15 protein-coding genes and 1 pseudogene are annotated in these 16,834 nt (G+C 59.7%); 9 read left to right on the top strand and 7 right to left on the bottom strand.

Features of this window, described 5'->3' with window-relative positions; translation table 11 throughout:
* Nucleotides 1–163 precede the first annotated feature (163 nt).
* Nucleotides 164–1,105, top strand: coding sequence for a LysR family transcriptional regulator (locus tag L6D63_RS08075; RefSeq protein WP_131671274.1), 942 nt, complete (start codon nucleotides 164–166; stop codon nucleotides 1,103–1,105).
* On the opposite strand, the gene L6D63_RS08080 is transcribed toward L6D63_RS08075, so the two are convergent.
* Nucleotides 1,062–2,021 (bottom strand): aldo/keto reductase, encoded by a 960-nt coding sequence (locus L6D63_RS08080; RefSeq protein WP_236170300.1) that lies wholly within the window; start codon nucleotides 2,019–2,021, stop codon nucleotides 1,062–1,064. The two genes, L6D63_RS08075 and L6D63_RS08080, sit on opposite strands and share 44 nt — an antisense overlap.
* A 112-nt stretch (nucleotides 2,022–2,133) precedes the next feature.
* Here L6D63_RS08080 and L6D63_RS08085 point away from each other — a divergent pair, with 112 nt between their 5' ends.
* Together L6D63_RS08085 and L6D63_RS08090 are read left to right on the top strand one after the other, a co-directional pair.
* Nucleotides 2,134–2,907, top strand: coding sequence for an alpha/beta hydrolase (locus L6D63_RS08085; RefSeq protein ID WP_131671273.1), 774 nt, complete (start codon nucleotides 2,134–2,136; stop codon nucleotides 2,905–2,907).
* Between the two features lie 251 nt (nucleotides 2,908–3,158).
* On the top strand, nucleotides 3,159–4,025 hold the full coding sequence (locus L6D63_RS08090) for a CAP domain-containing protein (RefSeq protein WP_131671272.1): 867 nt from the start codon (nucleotides 3,159–3,161) through the stop codon (nucleotides 4,023–4,025).
* Nucleotides 4,026–4,155: 130 nt separating this feature from the next.
* Here L6D63_RS08090 and L6D63_RS08095 read toward each other — a convergent pair whose 3' ends face one another.
* On the bottom strand, nucleotides 4,156–4,788 hold the full coding sequence (locus tag L6D63_RS08095; RefSeq protein WP_131671271.1) for a Vgb family protein: 633 nt from the start codon (nucleotides 4,786–4,788) through the stop codon (nucleotides 4,156–4,158).
* Nucleotides 4,789–4,819: 31 nt separating this feature from the next.
* Nucleotides 4,820–6,031, bottom strand: coding sequence for a helix-turn-helix domain-containing protein (locus L6D63_RS08100; protein ID WP_131671270.1), 1,212 nt, complete (start codon nucleotides 6,029–6,031; stop codon nucleotides 4,820–4,822).
* 517 nt (nucleotides 6,032–6,548) lie between these two features.
* Here L6D63_RS08100 and L6D63_RS08105 point away from each other — a divergent pair.
* The gene (locus L6D63_RS08105; protein ID WP_131671269.1) at nucleotides 6,549–6,980 is read left to right on the top strand and encodes a nuclear transport factor 2 family protein; all 432 of its coding nucleotides are present in this window, start codon (nucleotides 6,549–6,551) and stop codon (nucleotides 6,978–6,980) included.
* A gap of 101 nt (nucleotides 6,981–7,081) precedes the next feature.
* On the opposite strand, the gene mqo is transcribed toward L6D63_RS08105, so the two are convergent.
* Nucleotides 7,082–8,725, bottom strand: a complete 1,644-nt coding sequence (gene mqo / locus L6D63_RS08110) for a malate dehydrogenase (quinone) (protein WP_131671268.1) — start codon at nucleotides 8,723–8,725, stop codon at nucleotides 7,082–7,084.
* A 533-nt stretch (nucleotides 8,726–9,258) separates the two neighbouring features.
* On the opposite strand from mqo, the gene L6D63_RS08115 reads away from it, so the two are divergent.
* The 3 genes from L6D63_RS08115 to L6D63_RS08125 all read left to right on the top strand — a co-directional run bounded on the left by L6D63_RS08115 (nucleotide 9,259) and on the right by L6D63_RS08125 (nucleotide 11,596).
* The gene (locus L6D63_RS08115) at nucleotides 9,259–9,690 is read left to right on the top strand and encodes a nuclear transport factor 2 family protein (RefSeq protein ID WP_047293464.1); all 432 of its coding nucleotides are present in this window, start codon (nucleotides 9,259–9,261) and stop codon (nucleotides 9,688–9,690) included.
* A 164-nt stretch (nucleotides 9,691–9,854) separates the two neighbouring features.
* Nucleotides 9,855–11,102, top strand: a complete 1,248-nt coding sequence (locus L6D63_RS08120) for an ATP-binding protein (protein ID WP_095668885.1) — start codon at nucleotides 9,855–9,857, stop codon at nucleotides 11,100–11,102.
* Nucleotides 11,099–11,596 (top strand): hypothetical protein, encoded by a 498-nt coding sequence (locus tag L6D63_RS08125; RefSeq protein WP_095668884.1) that lies wholly within the window; start codon nucleotides 11,099–11,101, stop codon nucleotides 11,594–11,596. The genes L6D63_RS08120 and L6D63_RS08125 overlap by 4 nt, the downstream gene beginning before the upstream one ends.
* A gap of 40 nt (nucleotides 11,597–11,636) precedes the next feature.
* Here L6D63_RS08125 and L6D63_RS28760 read toward each other — a convergent pair whose 3' ends face one another.
* Both L6D63_RS28760 and L6D63_RS28765 read right to left on the bottom strand, forming a co-directional pair.
* Entirely contained in the window at nucleotides 11,637–12,500 is an 864-nt protein-coding gene (locus L6D63_RS28760) for a methyl-accepting chemotaxis protein (protein ID WP_373557812.1), read from the bottom strand.
* Nucleotides 12,492–13,250, bottom strand: a pseudogene (locus L6D63_RS28765) (MCP four helix bundle domain-containing protein); the annotation flags it as partial. The pseudogene L6D63_RS28765 and the gene L6D63_RS28760, both read right to left, overlap by 9 nt.
* A 186-nt stretch (nucleotides 13,251–13,436) precedes the next feature.
* Here L6D63_RS28765 and L6D63_RS08135 point away from each other — a divergent pair.
* Entirely contained in the window at nucleotides 13,437–13,751 is a 315-nt protein-coding gene (locus L6D63_RS08135; RefSeq protein ID WP_025111286.1) for a DUF2388 domain-containing protein, read from the top strand.
* A gap of 68 nt (nucleotides 13,752–13,819) precedes the next feature.
* Nucleotides 13,820–14,242: a hypothetical protein gene (locus L6D63_RS08140; RefSeq protein ID WP_131671266.1), complete on the top strand. Its 423-nt coding sequence runs from the start codon at nucleotides 13,820–13,822 to the stop codon at nucleotides 14,240–14,242.
* On the opposite strand, the gene ligD is transcribed toward L6D63_RS08140, so the two are convergent.
* The gene (ligD, locus tag L6D63_RS08145) at nucleotides 14,243–16,828 is read right to left on the bottom strand and encodes a DNA ligase D (RefSeq protein WP_131671265.1); all 2,586 of its coding nucleotides are present in this window, start codon (nucleotides 16,826–16,828) and stop codon (nucleotides 14,243–14,245) included. It abuts the gene before it with no gap.
* Nucleotides 16,829–16,834: the final 6 nt, after the last annotated feature.

Raw genomic sequence — 16,834 nt, forward strand, 5'->3', positions numbered from 1 at the left:
GGAGCTGCCGCAGGCTGCGATCTTTTGATCTTTGATTTTCAAAAACAACATCAAAAGATCGCAGCCTGCGGCAGCTCCTACAGGGAACTTGCATCACTTTAGCGAGCCAGACTGTTCGGATAATCGACTAGAATTCGAAAAAACTTATGCAGGACACTCATCAATGCTTCGAGAAAACGCCAGTGACCTGCTCGCCTTCCTCGCCGTGGCCCGCGAGCGCAGTTTCACCAAAGCCGCGGCCAGACTGGGCGTTTCGCAATCGGCGCTCAGCCATACCATTCGCGCCCTCGAAGCGCGCCTTGGCCTGCGCCTGCTGACGCGCACCACCCGCAGCGTCTCGCCCACCGAGGCTGGCGAACATCTGCTGCAAACCATCGGCCCGCGCTTCGAAGAGATCGAGCAGGAACTGGCGGCCCTGAGCAACCTGCGCGAGACGCCCGCAGGCCGGATCCGCATCAGTGCCACCGACCATTCGCTGAATTGGCTGTTGCGTCCGGTACTCAAGGAATTCCTGCCCCAATACCCGGACATCGCCGTCGAGGTGATCTGCGACTACGGTTTCGTTGACATCGCCGGGCAAGGCTTCGACGCCGGCGTGCGGCTGGGCGAAGATGTCGCGCAAGGCATGATTGCCACCCGCATCGGCCCGGACATGCGCATGGCGGTGGTCGGCTCGCCTGCTTACTTCGCCAAGCGTGAACAGCCGCAAACACCGCGGGATCTGACCGCCCATGCCTGTAACAACCTGCGCCTGCCCACCAACGGTGGGCTGTACACCTGGGAGTTCGAGAAGGACGGCGAAAGCCTCAAGGTGCGGGTTTCCGGGCAAGTCACCCTCAATGGCGTGTATCCGCTGCTCGACGCTGCACTCGACGGTTTTGGCCTGAGCTACATTCCGGAAAACATCGTCGCGCCCTATCTGGCCGACGGGCGTCTGCTGCAAGTGCTGGCCGACTGGTGCCCGATGTTTGCCGGTTATCACCTGTATTACCCGAGTCGACGGCAGGCGGCGCCGGCGTTTGCGTTGTTGGTCGAGGCGTTGCGGTATCGCGGGCAGGCGCCTATCCCAGCAGCGCAATCAACTGATGCCGCTGCGCATCGGTGAGCATCGGCCCAAACCCGGCGCCGGCGTTGTCGGTCATGTAGCGCGGATTGCCGGTGCCGGGAATCACGCAGGTCACCGCCGGGTGCGACAGCAAAAACTTCAGCGCCAGTTGCGGCCAACTGTTGACCTGCACGTCCGACACCCACGCCGGCAGCGGCTTGCCCTTGAGCCGCTCGAGCAACCCGCCACCGCCAAACGGCCGGTTGCAGATCACCGCGACCCCGCGCTCGCGGCACAACGGCAGAATGCGTTTTTCCACGCCACGGTCATCGAGGGCGTAATTGATTTGCAGAAAATCGAGTGGTTCAGCCTTGAGCACTGCTTCGACTTCGTCGTAAGCCGAGGGCGTGTAATGGGTAATGCCGATGTAGCGGATACGCCCCTCGGCTTTCCACGCGCGCAGAGTCGGCAGATGACTTTGCCAGTCCAGCAGGTTGTGGATCTGCATCAGGCCGATGCGTTCGGTGCGCAGCAGACGGAAGGATTGCTCCATCTGCGCGATACCTTGCTCGCGCCCGCGCGTCCAGACCTTGGTGGCGAGAAAGGCCGGCGAACGCGGTTCGTGGATCGCCAGCAGTTCGCCAGTGGTTTGCTCGGCGCGGCCATACATCGGTGAGCTGTCGATCAGCGTGCCGCCCTTTCTGAACAGCTCGTCGAGCACTGCCGGCAGTTGTTTATAGGCAGTCTCGCCGGGCTCAACGTCGAAGCCGCGATAAGTGCCCAGGCCCACCACGGGCAGTCGTTCGGCGCTGGAAGGGATGGCGCGGGTCTGCATGGTCTGGTCTCCTGCCTGGTTCGGCGAAGTGGCAGTCGGCGTGGCGACAGTGGCCAACGCCCGGTCAAAGCTGAGCACCGCCGAAACCCCGGCAGCCAGCGTGAGCAATCGGCGACGGGAGCAACCCTCAGTGTGGCTCATGCTGGTTCCCCTGCTGCGTGAATCTGTTGCACGTTGTGTGCGACGGCTGTCCCTCCACGGCGCTGGACTACACTGCGACAGCGAACACCCGCGTCCCGTTAAAGTTAGCCGAATGTCCAGAATCCTGATGTCAGTCGTCGCTTTGCTCATCGCCCTCTACGTTTTGCTGTGCGGGGCCTTGTTCGTGTTTCAGCGTTCGCTGATCTATTTCCCCCAGCCTGGCAGTGCCGTGACCACGGCAGATTCACGGCTGAAACTGGCGATGCCGGATGCCGATGTCTGGATAACCGTTCGCGAACATGCGGGTCCGAAAGCGCTGATCTACTTCGGCGGGAATGCCGAGGACGTGTCGCACAACCTGCCTTCATTCAGCGCAGCGTTTCCCGATTACGCGCTGTATCTGTTGAACTACCGGGGCTTTGGCGGCAGCGGTGGCTCACCCTCGGAGGAAGCGATTGCCGAAGATGCGCTGGCGCTGTTTGACCGGGTCTACGCCAGCCATCCGCAGATTGCCGTGGTCGGACGCAGCCTGGGTTCCGGAGTGGCGGTGCGGCTGGCGAGTCAGCGCCCGGCGCAGACATTGATTCTGGTGACGCCGTACAACAGCCTCGAAGAACTCGCCGTGCGCCAATACCCGTGGTTTCCGGTGAAATGGCTGCTGAAGGATCGCTTCGAGTCGGGTCGCTATGCCGCGCACATTCAAGTACCGACCCTGCTGCTGGCAGCCAGCGATGACGAGGTGATTCCACGGGACAGCACGCAGCGGCTGCTGGGGCATTTCCCCGAAGGTGTGGCGACGCTGCGAGTAGTGCCGGATTCGGGGCACAACTCGATTGCCGAGCGGGCGCAGTATCTGCAGTGGATGCAGGCAGTGCTTGATCGCTGATAGCCGATTATTGCGTCGGCTGAACTGGCTCCTTCGCGAGCAGGCTCGCTCCCACCTGGCTCTGTGGGAGCGAGCCTGCTCGCGAAGGGGCCAGTGCGGACAACACAAAATCCTGGATCACCCTCTCCTTCACACCCAGCAAAAAAGCCAGTTTGCCAGCATGAACCAAGTGCAAAAAGCCCAGTCCTAGTGGCGCCGCATTCCGCGACCACCCACTTCAGCACTGTCCTTTCCCCTGAGTCTGCCGTCCCATGCGCCATGTCGTTCGCTCATCACGCTTCGTTTCGCTGTGCCTGCTGATCCTTGCCCCACTGTTTACCGAGACCAGCCACGCCAGCGAAGAGCGGCAGCTGGTGGCCGCCATCAACGATTACCGCGCCCATCCGCACCGCTGCGAACGTCGCCCTGCCCAGCGCCTGGCGCCACTGTCGCTGAAGTCGAATCTGGCGTTGCCGATCGGCTATGGCTACGGCGGTGGCTTGCGCGAGAGATTGAAGTCTTCGGGATATTCGGCGGTGGCGGTGCGCAGCATCCGCATCGTCGGTGCCGGGGATGCCGAGGAAGCCTTCGAACAGCTGCAAGACAGCCACTGCAGCGCCCTGCTCGACGCCCAGTACGCCGACATCGGCGTCAGCCGCGCCCGCGGTGAATGGCAAGTGGTGCTGGCGCAACCGGTGTTCGACAGTCGCGTCGGCGACAACCGCAGCGTCGGCAAAGCCTTGCTCGCCGAGGTCAACGCCGCCCGTGCACGCCCACGGATGTGTGGACGCCAGCGCTTCGCCGCCGCTCGCCCGCTCAGCTGGAACCCGGCGCTGGGAGCCGCCGCGCAAGGGCATAGCAAGGCCATGGCCTACGGCAACTATTTCGCCCACCGTGATCCGGACGGCGACATGCCGGCCGATCGCGCCCGGGCGGCAGGTTATCGGGGCCGGCAGATCGGCGAAAACATCGCCGCCGGCCAGAGTTCACCGGGCAAGGCGATGGCCGGATGGCTGGCCAGTCCCGGGCATTGTGCCAACCTGATGAACCCGATGTTCACCCAGGTCGGCGCGGGTTTTGCCAGCGAGGCGCGCAGCGATGAAGGGGTTTACTGGACGATGGTGTTTGGTGCGCCTTGATTCGCTGAGAGATTTTCAGTGAAGCTACTGGCCCCTTCGCGAGCAAGCTCGCTCCCACATTTTGCCCGGTGGAGGCTGAACCCATGTGGGAGCGAGCCTGCTCGCGAAGGGCCAGAACAGGCACCCTCCATCACTTGGGCCGCCGCACCGCCCGCAGCCGCCCACTCCCCCCGCCACCGCAGTAAAAGCGCTCGCCGTCATCCGCTTCCAGCCCGGAAACGCCTGTCCCCGCAGGCATCTTCAAACGCTCCAGGACCTCGCCATCTTGCGGATCAACCCGGCGCAGTTCACTTTCATCGCCCTCCCAGGTGCCATGCCATAACGCGCCGTCGACCCAGGTGACCCCGGTGACAAAGCGGTCTGAAACCAGCGTGCGCAAGACCGCGCCAGTCTCCGGATCGACCTGATAGATCTTGCGCTCGCGATACTGGCCGATCCACAGCGAGCCTTCGGCCCAGGCCATCCCCGAATCGTTGCCGCCGCCCGGCGCCGGTACGGTGTTCAGCACACGGCCGGTGGTCGGGTCGATTTTCTGGATACGGCTGTCGGCGATCTGGAACAGGTACTGGCCGTCGAACGCGGTGCCAGCGTCGGCACCGACCTTGAGCGTGCGCACGGTTTCGCCGCTGGCCGGGTCCAGCGCATTGAGCTGGCCGTCACTGGCGAACCACACGTGCTGGCCGTCGAAGGTCACGCCGTGGACACGTTCGACGCCGTCGAACGGGCCGTACTCACGAAGGATTTCTGCGTTTGCCTGTTTCATGCTGCCTTCCTCGTTGGTAGGAGTGTCCAGCCTAGCCATTGCCCAACGACACCGGGAGTAACAAGATCGTCGCGAAACCCGGCACCGGCGGCGTGGTCCAGCGCCGCGCACGACCCACACCGAACCCTTGCACTTTATCCGCCTGCGCCAGTGCTTCCAGTGAGCGCTGCACTTGCCGCTGACTGCAGCCCAACGCCAACGCCAGCGCCGAACTCGACCAGGCTTCGCCATCGGCGAGCAAGGCCAGCAGCGTCGCGTACTTGTCCTCGACCGGCAAAGTGAGCAACGCCACATCGTCGGCGACCAAGGCAAAACCGCGAGCCGTCGCGATGATCCGCGCCAGGGGCTGCAACGCCGAACGCAAACGACCGATCTCCACCCGCAGGCGTGCGCGATGGGATTCGTCGCTTAGTTTCAAGCGAAACGCCTGAGCGATCAGCGCCTCTCTCGACACATCTTCCGGCCACGCCTGAGCCAGCATTCGCAGCAGACTGAACAGCACCGGCCGCGTCGCCAGGGCCACGGTCATCCCCGCGCCGCGCACGCTGTAGCGACACGCATCGACCACCAGCGCCGGCGAGGCGAACAACGCTTCAACCTGCGCGAGCGTCACGGTCTGAGACCGGCCAGACACAATCAGTTGCGCCGCAGGTGCATCGAGCATTTGCAAGGCCTGTTCGGTCTCTGCGGTCAGCGCGGGAATAGCCGCTTGCTGCGCCGCCCGTTGTGCAAGCTCGAGCGCCGCCCGCGCGTTGTGCGCCTGCACCTGACGCAGCGCAATACCGGCCGTCATCAATCCATGAGCGGCCCGCAACGGCGGGGGCAACGCGGTGGGATCAAGTGCGGCGAGCAACGCCTGCGCCTCATCGAGCTGGCCGATCAGCAACAGCCGGCGGATTTGCAAATAGCGGGCATGCGCAGCGTTCAGTTGATCGCCGTGATCGAGCAAGAGCTGCCGCGCCGCCTCCAGCGCTTTCACCGGCCAGCCCAGATCCCGCGTCGCCAGCGCCACTTCGGCCTCGGCCACGACGCAGCGCGCTCGGGACAACGGCTCGTTGGCGCCGAACGCCTTGACCGCCCGCTGCAGCAGCACCTTGGCTCGGGACACATCACCGAGCTGCGCCATGGCGATGCCCCGTAGCGCCAACGCAGGCGGGTCTTCACGCAAGGCGACGAGCTTCAACGCGGCCAGCGGATCACCCACCGCGAGCGCACGGCCGGCAGCATTGATCAACGAGTCCATGACAGATCAGGCACAGTGAAAGTTTCCGGGACTGGATATCCCGGTTTAGTCCAGTTAGCGGACGGGCACCAGTACAGTGTGATGCGAGAAATGACAACGCAGTAGAAACAGTCGCGCCCTTCGATAAGAAAGGGCGCTGGAGTCTGGTGGAGTACTGCCGGGGTCAGACCGGAGAAATTGTCGCAAGCATTCCGATCAGAATGGTCAATGTCAGAAACCCACCGAGGAAAATCGCCATCTTGTTCATGCTGCTCTCCTTAATGTTGAGCTTGCGGTGCACCGGGCGCTTCGGGATGAAGGGCAGCCGCGGGTGACCGGATTGCCGGGCTATTCTGAGCGCCTGACTGAGCCGGTTACAGAGGCAGATCCAACAGAAAAATACGGATCAGATACCAAACTGATCTGTTCCGGACATGGCGTGATATTCAGACCGGCACACAAAGATTCGGGGGCACACCGCTTTGAACTAGAGTGATTGCCGTCGCGCGAAAAACAACAACAATTCCAGGAGTGGTCAATGTCCGAACTGAACCTGCACCCCAACGCCGCCGAATCCTTGAAGCGCTGGCACGAGATGATCCGCACCGGCAACCTCAAGGCCTTGCCCGAGCTGCTTGATCCGAATGCGCTGTTCCGCTCGCCCATGGCCCACTCGCCCTACCCCGGCGCACCTGTGGTGACGATGATCCTCAACACCGTGTTCAACGTGTTTGAAGATTTCAAATACCAGCGTGAACTGGCGACTGCCGATGGTTTGAATGTGGTGCTGGAGTTCAGTGCCAAGGTGGGGACGAAAGAGTTGAAGGGGATCGACATGATTCGCTTCGATGAGCGCGGGAAAATTATCGAGTTCGAGGTGATGGTGCTACCGTTGAGTGGGTTGCAGGCCCTCGGCGAGGAAATGGGACGGCGGTTGGGCGCCTACCTGGCAAACGCAAAACCTGTGTAGGCGCTGCCGCAGCCTGCGGCAACTCCTACAGCGGTTTTTTGGCAAAAAAAAGCCCACTGACCGTTACCGGTGCAGTGGGCTTTTGTGCATCTGGCGTGTGGTTACAGCGCCATGTCACGTGCAGCATTTTCCTTCGGTGCCTCAGCTTTCTCAGCTGCTGGTGCAGCCGGAGCAGCCTGACCGATCACCGGAGGCGTTGGCAGTTCGAGGATCTTGGCGGTGTACGCCCACTCTTGTGCCACTTTGGCCGGATCGTTGTTCAGCTGGGTGCCGTAGCTTGGAACGATCTGGTGCAGCTTGGCTTGCCACTCAGGGGTAGCGACTTTGTCCTTGAAGACTTTCTGCAGCACGCTCAGCATGATCGGTGCAGCAGTCGACGCGCCTGGCGATGCGCCCAGCAGACCGGCGATGGAGCCATCTTGTGCAGCAACGATTTCGGTGCCCAGTTTCAGCACGCCGCCAGCGGCTTCATCACGCTTGATGATCTGCACGCGTTGGCCGGCTTGCCACAGGCGCCAGTCTTCGGCTTTGGCGTTCGGGAAGTATTCCTTCAGCGCGTTCAGACGGTCTTCATCCGACAGCATCAGTTGCCCGGCCAGGTACTCGACCAGCGGGTATTCCTTGATGCCGACCTTGGTCATTGGCCAGATGTTGTGGGTGGTGGTGCTGGTCAGCAGGTCCAGGTACGAGCCTTCTTTGAGGAACTTGGTGCTGAAGGTCGCGAATGGGCCAAACAGGATGACGCGCTTGCCGTCCAGAACACGGGTGTCCAGGTGCGGAACCGACATCGGCGGTGCGCCAACCGAAGCTTTGCCGTAGGCCTTGGCCAGGTGCTGCTCGGCGATGGCCGGGTTATCGGTCACCAGGAACGAGCCGCCTACCGGGAAGCCAGCATATTCCTTGGCTTCAGGAATGCCCGACTTCTGCAGCAGGTGCAGAGCGCCGCCACCAGCGCCGATGAACACGAACTTGGCATCGGTTTCGGTTTTGGTGCCGTCTTTCAGGTTTTTGTAGCTGACGCGCCAGGTGCCATCGGCGTTCTTGGTGATGTCTTCGACTTCACTCGACAGCTTCAGGTCGAAGTTAGGCTTGGTCTGCAGGTAACCGGCGAACTGGCGGGTGATTTCGCCGAAGTTCATGTCGGTACCCAGCGGGCTCCAGGTGGCCGCGATTTTCTGGTTCGGGTCACGCCCTTCCATCATCAGCGGGACCCACTTCTTGATCACAGCCGGGTCTTCGGAGTACTGCATGCCGGCGAACAGCGGGCTCGCCTGCAGGGCTTCGTAGCGCTTTTTCAGGAACTTGATGTTGTCGTCACCCCACACGAAGCTCATGTGCGGCGTGGTGTTGATGAACGAGCGAGGGTTCTTCAGAACGCCTTGCTGAACCTGCCAGGCCCAGAACTGACGGGAGACCTGGAACGCTTCGTTGATCTCGACGGCTTTCGGGATCGTCACGTTGCCTTTGTCGTCTTCCGGGGTGTAGTTCAGCTCGGCGAGCGCCGAATGACCAGTACCGGCGTTGTTCCAGCCGTTGGAGCTTTCCAGGGCGACGCCATCGAGGCGCTCGACCATTTCCATCGACCAGCTTGGCTCCAGCTCATTGATCCACACACCCAGGGTGATGCTCATGATGCCGCCGCCGATCAACAGAACGTCGACTTTCTTTGCTTCTGCAGCATTGGCGGACGACATCCCCATCGCCAAAGCCAGCCCGAGCAAGGCTGTGTTCACTTTCTTAAACATCTGTTGCACCTATGATAAAACGCCTTCCGCCCGCCGCTGTTGTGGGTATGAGGGCCTTTTGTCGCGACACTCAGGCCAGGGTCGCGGGCACCTTCACACTGCAATGTTGACGGGTGGGCACACAAGGCCGACGTACCGCATCGACCTCAGTTAATGTCCCTTCTGAACTGACTTTTTATCATTATTGGCTTCAGCTACTTGAGCGACAGGGAGTCCGTCAGCCTGCCAAAAAGGCAGGCCAACCGAATTAGGTCAAACCAAGTTGGCGCGAAGAATATCACGTCAGGGCAAACCCGCGCGTCTGTTCCCGATTTGAGAGTCTTTTTCCGCTCTGGGCGTTATCGGCCGGTTTGGGCTGAACATGATCCCATGGAGCTGTGACTGAGGCCTGCAATCCTTTCCATGACCGCGCAACCAGCGGCTGACCGTCTATGACCATTGTTCGATCAATCTGAAACCTGCTAAGTTGTACGATGACTGACGAGCGTAATTAACGCGATCAGTTAAACCCATAACAACAAGGAAACAGTCCCATGACCAAAACCCGACTCCTGATCGGATTTCTCTGTGCACTCAACAGTTATGCCATGGCTGCCCCTGCTCCGGCAGAACAAGACGTAGCCCAGGCAGTCGATCATCTTACCCAGGCGATGCTGCACAAAAATATCCCTGAGTTGAGCGCCCTGACGGCAGACAACCTGACCTACGGCCACTCCAGCGGCAAGATCCAGGACAAGAAAGCGTTCATCGCCGACATCGAAACCGGCAAAAGTGCATTCAAGACACTCGAAATGCAGAACCAGACCATCACCCTTTCCGGTGACACGGCACTGGTGCGTCATCACTTTTCGGCGCAGGCCATCAAAGGCACCGAGATCGTGCCGACCGAAATCGAGAACTTCCAGATCTGGCAGAAGCAGGCTGGGAGGTGGTTGCTGGTGGGGCGTCAGGCGTACAAGTTCTGATTGATTCGAACAGCTCTGCCATTAGAAGAAGGCAGAGCTATTCACTGGCCATGAATCAGACGTCATTTGCTCCACATCCAGTTTCATTTGCGTCTCCCCTTTCCCCCTCTCCCTGATATGCTTCACCGCATTACCGTATGAGCTCAATCTTCTTGGAGTAATCAATGCCTCGCTTACGCGTCAAGCACTTTGGCCCTATCCGTGATGGTGTAAAAAACGATGGTTGGATAGAGTTCAAGCGCGTGACCGTGTTCGTGGGTAATCAGGGCTCAGGGAAAAGCACGTTAGCCAAGCTCTTTTCGACTTTCTCGTGGATTGAAAAAGCGCTGGTTCGAGGGGATTACGATAAAAAATGGTTTGAGGAAAAGGATCGACTCACCAAACCGTTTCTAACCTATCATCGGCTCGAAAACTACGTTTCGTCTGGTCAGAAAAACGAAACAGAAATCGACTATGAAGGCGATGCCTTCACGATCAAATATGTTCATGGCCGTATGCATATCAGTCCATCCAAGGCAGAGGAATATCACCTGCCTCAGATCATGTACGTGCCTGCCGAGCGTAATTTCATTTCCTACGTCAGGCATACGGAGGAACTGCGACTTTCTTCTGAGTCGCTCAAAGAGTTTCTTACCGAATTCAACTACGCCAAAGAAAACATGAAGGGATCTCTTGCACTCCCTATCAATAATGCTGATCTCGAATACGACCCGCTTACGAACACACTAAGCATTCGAGAGCCTGGGTACCAGCTGGAGTTGGCTGACGCCTCAAGTGGTTTCCAGTCTGCTGTTCCCCTCCACCTTGTGAGCCAATATTTGGTCAACAGGGTGAAAGAACCCATAGAGAACCGCCAAGAGTCGATGAGCACCAAGGAGCTGGAACGTTTCAGGAAAGAAGCAGAAAAGTACTTCTCTGAATCTCTGACCATAGAGCAACGGCGTGCATTTATTTCGACCTTGTCGACACGGTTCAACAAAACGGCTTTTATCAATATTGTCGAAGAACCAGAGCAAAACCTTTTTCCTCTATCGCAATGGGGTGTTTTACAGAGCCTTCTGCAGTTCAATAATCAAGAAAACAAAAACCGCCTAGTATTGACAACGCATAGCCCATATGTGGTGAATTACTTGACGATTGCAGTACAAGGAAAACAGCTCCACGACAAAATTCTCAAGAAAAGTCGTCATGACGATCTTGGACTCAAGCTAGCCAACGTGATCCCCTTGAAAGCCTTGCTGGACGCCGATGATTTGGCGATCTACCAAGCCGATGAAAAGACGGGAAGCATTGCAAAACTGCCGATGGCTGAAGGTATTCCTTCTGATAGCAATTATCTCAACGAGTCGCTTCGCGAAGGGAATGACATGTTTGATCGTCTCCTGGATATCGAGGAGGAGCTGGAGGCGTGAATTTTCTCGATACCGCCTGCCAGAAAGGCCCTTTCGACGATCTAGAGTTTGGCCTTTGTGACGATCAATCCTCACCCGTTGCCTATGTGGATACCGCTGAAAAAAACAAATGGCTCGCCACCGTCAGCAACCCCAAAGAGAGGGATGTCATTTTCACTGCAATTGACAAGTGTGTAATCAAGGATGGTGACGCGAGAGGCAGGCCACGATGCGACTGTATGCTGACAGTCGGTTCAGAGTTGTACCTGATCGAGTTGAAAGAGCGGGACAAGGCAGGCTGGCAGAGCGTTGCAGCCGAACAATTGGAATCTACTATAAAGCTCATGTCCGAAAGCCACGGCGTCGAATTCCTGAAGGAATACAACCCGAAAAAGGCCTATATCTGCAATAGAAACAAGCATCCTTTCTTCAAGCCAGAATTCAACATGAAGAAACGTTTTTACGACGAGTATCAGTTCAGACTTTATGTCCAGACGCTCGTAAAAATTCCTTGAGTAGTGTCAAGGCTCCTCATTAATTTAACGTTCATTCCCCTCACAACCGAAACCGATCCACCGACTGCGCCAGCCGCCCCGCCAGACTCGACAGCTCGTCCGTGGTGTTGGCCGTCTGCCCGATCACTTTGCTGTTGCCTTCGGACATCCCGGCGATCATTTCCACCTGATGGGCAATTTCGTTGCTGGCCTGGCTTTGCTCGCCGATGGTGCGGGTGATGTCATTGACCAGTTGCGTGGTGCTGAGGGTGGCGTCGAGGATCTCGCGGATCGCCCGCTCGACTTCAGCCGTGACCGCCATGCCTTTGTCCACCTGAGCCACGCCGGCCTCCATGCTGCTGACCGCTTCGCGGGTACTGTTCTGGATGCGCGCGACCATCGCCGCGATTTCCTGGGTTGAGGCGCTGGTCCGCGCGGCCAGACTGCGCACTTCGTCGGCGACCACGGCGAAGCCCCGGCCCTGCTCGCCGGCCCGCGCCGCTTCGATGGCGGCGTTGAGTGCCAGCAGGTTGGTCTGGTCGGCGATGCTCTTGATCACCTGAATGATGTTGAAGATGCCTTCGGATTCCTGATCCAGCGTGCGGATCACCTGTGCCGACTGCTGCGCCGAGCGGGCGATGTCGTCCATGTCGCTGACCACCTGATGGATCACCTGTCCGCCGCTCTTGGCCAGCGACTCGGCCTGATTGGCCATGCCCAGTGCGCGTTCGGCATGGCGGGTGATTTCCTCGATGCTGGCGGTCATCTGGCTCGCGGCAGCGGCCATGGTGCCGGCGGCGGTGCTTTGCTGCTGACTGCTGTCGGCGACCTGATGGCAGCCGTGGCTCAACTGCTCGCTCATGCCACTGACGCCATGCGCGTTGCGGCGCACCACGTCGATCATGTCGCGCAGATCGCGCTGCATGGTCGCCAGGCTGCGGATCAGCGTGCTGGCTTCATCCTTGCCAGCCGGTTCGCTGATCGGCTCGCTGAGGTTGCCATGCGCAATGCTTTGGGCGATGTGGTTGGCGGACTTCAGCGGCCCCATGATGCTGCGGGTCACCCAACGCCCTTGCGCCAGCAATAGCAACAGGCTGGCGAGCAGCACCACGCCGAGGGCGATGTTGGCATTTCGAATGGCGCTGTCGGTGGCTTTGCTGGTGTCCCGGGTATTGCTTTCAATCAGCTCACTGAGCGCGGCCATCTGCGCTTCGAGCTGACTGAACGCAGCATTGAACGTGCCGAGCTCCCGCTGTGCGCTGTCCGGATTGTCCAGTGCCAGGCGGACAATGCGCTCGGCCGCCTCGATGTAGGTGTCCAGGCTGGGCTTGATCTGTTCGAGCGCGGTCTTGATTGTCGGGTTGACCGGCAGTTTGAGGTTTTCATCCAGCACTTCGCGAAAATGGCTCGCGTGCTCGTTGATCGAATCCCGCACTTCGGCGGCCGTGCCGGTACTTTTGCCCAGGCCCACCAGCATCGCCGAGTACACGTCAGCCCGCAGTGCATCGTGCATCATGTCGGCTTCCATGTGATTGCGCAGCGCAGTCATGCTCACCGCGTTGTCGTCTACCGCCGCGGACATCCGCGTATTCCCCACATAGCTGACCAGACTCACGATCAGCGCTGTCAGCAGGCTGGTTGCTATCAGCAACAGCAAACGCAATTTGATCGACACGGTGGGTTCCTCCTGAGGCGCGCCGAATGCACCTGTCAGGAGTTCAGTTAAGCTTATTTGTGCAGATGTGCCGCTTCAGAGCGTTTCAGCAAGTATCCGCGTGTTTGAACGGAACTCCGGCAAAGGTCGCACCTCTGAGATTATGTAGTCTTCCTTTTTGCTTCGCGCTTGTGGAGGAACACCGTCATGCGCAAGTTAGTGCTCGTTTCTTCTCTCCTGCTGTGCCTCCCTGTCGGCTCGGCCCTGGCCCGTGTCGATGCCGGCGATGTCGCCACTTCGGCGGGTGTTTCCGCGTCGCTTTACTCGACCTTCAAGGATCACAAAATGGTGATCCCGGCGCGCGATGACCTGTCAGCGTTCGTGGCCAGCGGCGGTGCCATACGAGGGGTCTATCTGGAGTCGGTGCTTCAACAGGTCCGGCACGACAACCCCGGTCTCAACGCCAGCGATGAAGACCTTGCCAACGCGATTCTGGTGCATTACGAAGGCCTGAATCAGTAGTTGTCACGGAGGCAGCGGCCGATGGATGGCAGCTGAAGGCACATAGGCAAAACAGTCCGACGGCCTCTATGATGGAGGCCATGACGACTCTTGCGCCGCCTGCGCCTCTGCGCTCACCCTGCCCGCCCGGCGCCTGCGATTGCGGGCGCGAATCGTTGCTGGAAAATCCCGGCAGCGATCTGCGTATCCTGCGCCTGACTCGCGACCAGGAAAAAATCCTGCTCGCCCGCCTGGAACAACTCAAAGACCTCGCCGACCTGCGCCATCTGCAAGATCGCATGCACGAACAATTGGGCCTGCGAGTTGAAGTTGCTCCGGGCTTTCATGAAGTGCGCACCATGCTCGGCATCGAGATTCAGATCGAAGCGCTGCCGGGTCTGTGCCGCAAGACGCGCAAAGCGATTCCGGCGGCCATTCGTCGAGGCCTGAGCAACCACCCTGAAATCGCTTTCGAACTCCTCAACGCCCACGACTTGCTGCGCGACACTTGATCATCTTTTCATGCCAACCCGCTTGCGCATCTCTGCAGTGATGCTCTGGCGGGTTTTCTTCATGTCGGCCCACGGCGCGTCGCCGACCTCGTTCAGGCGCTCATGGACATTGCTGATGTTCCACTGATTGCCACCCTTGATCTGCGCCACCTCTTCGCGAAACAGCGGCACCGACACCGGCAGCCCCTCGCGGGTGCGCGCCGCGTAGGCACAAATAGTGGTGGCACCCAAACCGTTGCGCAGGTAATCGATGAAGATTCGTCCAACCCGGTTTTTCGTCCCGGACACCGCGGAAAACCGTTCCGGCAACAAGTTCGCCATATGACTGACAATCGCATGGCTGAAATCCTTGACCTCGTCCCAGCCGTGCTTGCGGGTCAATGGCACCACCAGGTGAATGCCTTTGCCCCCGCTGGTCTTGAGAAACGCCTTGAGCCCCAGTTCATCGAGCACGGTCAGAGTCAGCGCAGTGGCTTCGACCATGCTTTTCCATGGGAGCGCGGGATCCGGGTCAAGATCGAGGACAAAGCGGTCAGGCTTGTCCAGATCGACGGTGGTGGCGTTCCAGGTGTGCAACTCGACCGTGCTCATCTGCACGGCGCCGATCAAGGCTTCGGCGTTGTTGATCAGCATCACCGGCTGACCGGTGACCTCCTTGTCCAGCGTGGTGATGCCGGGAATCGCCAGACGCTCGGCGTTTTTCTGGAAGAACAGTTCGCCGGCGATACCGTCCGGCGCACGCACCAGTGCCACTGGACGATCCTTGAGCTGCGGCAGGATCCACTCGGCGACGCTGGCGTAATACTCGGCCAGTTGCATCTTGGTGGTGCCACTGACCGCATCGATTACCCGGTCGGGGTGGGTGATGCGCACCTTGCCGCTGGCGAGGCCCAGTTGTGACGGTGCTGCTTCAGCCTTTTTCTTTGCCGGTGCAGCCTTTTTCGATGGGGTGGCTTTCGCTGAAGTCTTCACGGGTTTCGCGCGCTCCTCGGTAATTGCCTTGGCCGGTTTGTCATTGCGCAGACCATGGAACACGGCATGGCGCACCGAGCCGTCCTTGGTCATTTCGGCGAATGCCACTTCCGCCAACAGATTCGGTTTGAGCCAGTGCACACCCTTGGCGTCGAAGCCGCTTGGCGGGTTGACCACGGCAGCCTTCTTCACCTGCAACGGCTTGAGTTGGGCAAGGATGCTTTTCAGGGTGGTGTCGTTGAACCCGGTGCCGACCTTGCCGGCGTAACGCAATTCGCCACTGTCGCGGTCATGCAAACCCAGCAGCAAGGCGCCGAAGGCACTGCGCGCGCCCTTCGGATCGGTATAGCCGACAACCACGAATTCCTGACGATGCTTGCACTTGAGCTTGATCCAGTCGCTGCTGCGCCGCGATACGTAAGGCGAACCCAGGCGCTTGCCGATCAGTCCTTCCATTTGCATCTGGCAGGCGCTGTTGAGCAGCGCGTCCGGGGTTTCGTCGAAGGCTTCGGAGAAGCGCAGCAAGGGCTGCTGATGCCCAGCGAGCACTGTGGACAGCGCGGCGCGGCGCTCCTCGACCGGCACTTCGCGCAGGTCGACGCCGTTGAGGTAGGGCAAGTCGAACAGGTAATAGACGATGTTGCCGCTGCTTCCAGCTTCGAATGCATTCTGCAGTGCCTGAAAGTCCGGCACACCGTGTTCGTTGGCGACTACCATTTCGCCGTCCAGCCACGCCGATTCCAGGCCCAGCCCGGCCAGAGCCTGCGCCTGTTGCGGCAGTTTGTGCGTCCAGTCATGGCCATTGCGGGTAAACAGCTGCACCTGATCATGATCGATGCGCGCCAGAATCCGGTAACCGTCGAACTTGATCTCGTAACTCCACTGTCCTTCGGGGGCGCTGTCGACCAGCGTCGCCAGTTCCGGCTTGAGTTGCGCCGGCAGTTTGGCCTTGCGCGCACCCGTGAGCGTACCGGACGCCGTTCTACGCGGTTTGGCCGGGGCCTTCTTCACCGGTTTGGCTTGCTCGGCGGCAAGCTTGGGTTTGCTGATCAAGGTGCGGTCGCTGAGCACACTGTGCGGCTCGGCACTGAGCACATCGTAATCGTCTTGCGGGCGTGCAGCGCTGTCCTGATGTTTGATCAGAAACCAGTTTTCCTTCTTGCCCGGCATGTGGGTGCGCACCAGATTCCAGAGGCCGGACAGCTTCTCGCCTTGCAGTTCGAATTTAAGTTTGCCCTTGGCGTAAGCCTTGGCCGGGTCTTCCTGCGGAATCCACACACCACGATCCCAGACGATCACATCGCCGGCGCCGTAATGTCCTTCGGGAATGCTGCCCTCGAACGTCGCATAATCCAGCGGGTGATCTTCGACGTGCACCGCCAGGCGTTTGACCTTGGGGTCGAGCGACGGCCCCTTGGGCACCGCCCAGCTCTTCAGCGCGCCATCGAGTTCGAGGCGAAAGTCATAATGCAGGTGCGAAGCGTCGTGCTTCTGGATGCAGAACTGCAGCGCATGCTCAGTCGCCTTGCTGCGGCCACGGCGCTTGATGGCAGCGGGCTCCGAGGTCGCCGAAAAATCGCGCATGCGGTTGTAGTCGTCGAGGTTCCTGGTCATGGCGCA

Source organism: Pseudomonas parakoreensis (genome assembly GCF_021602155.1).
In the GTDB taxonomy this organism is placed as follows: Bacteria; Pseudomonadota; Gammaproteobacteria; order Pseudomonadales; family Pseudomonadaceae; genus Aquipseudomonas; species Aquipseudomonas parakoreensis.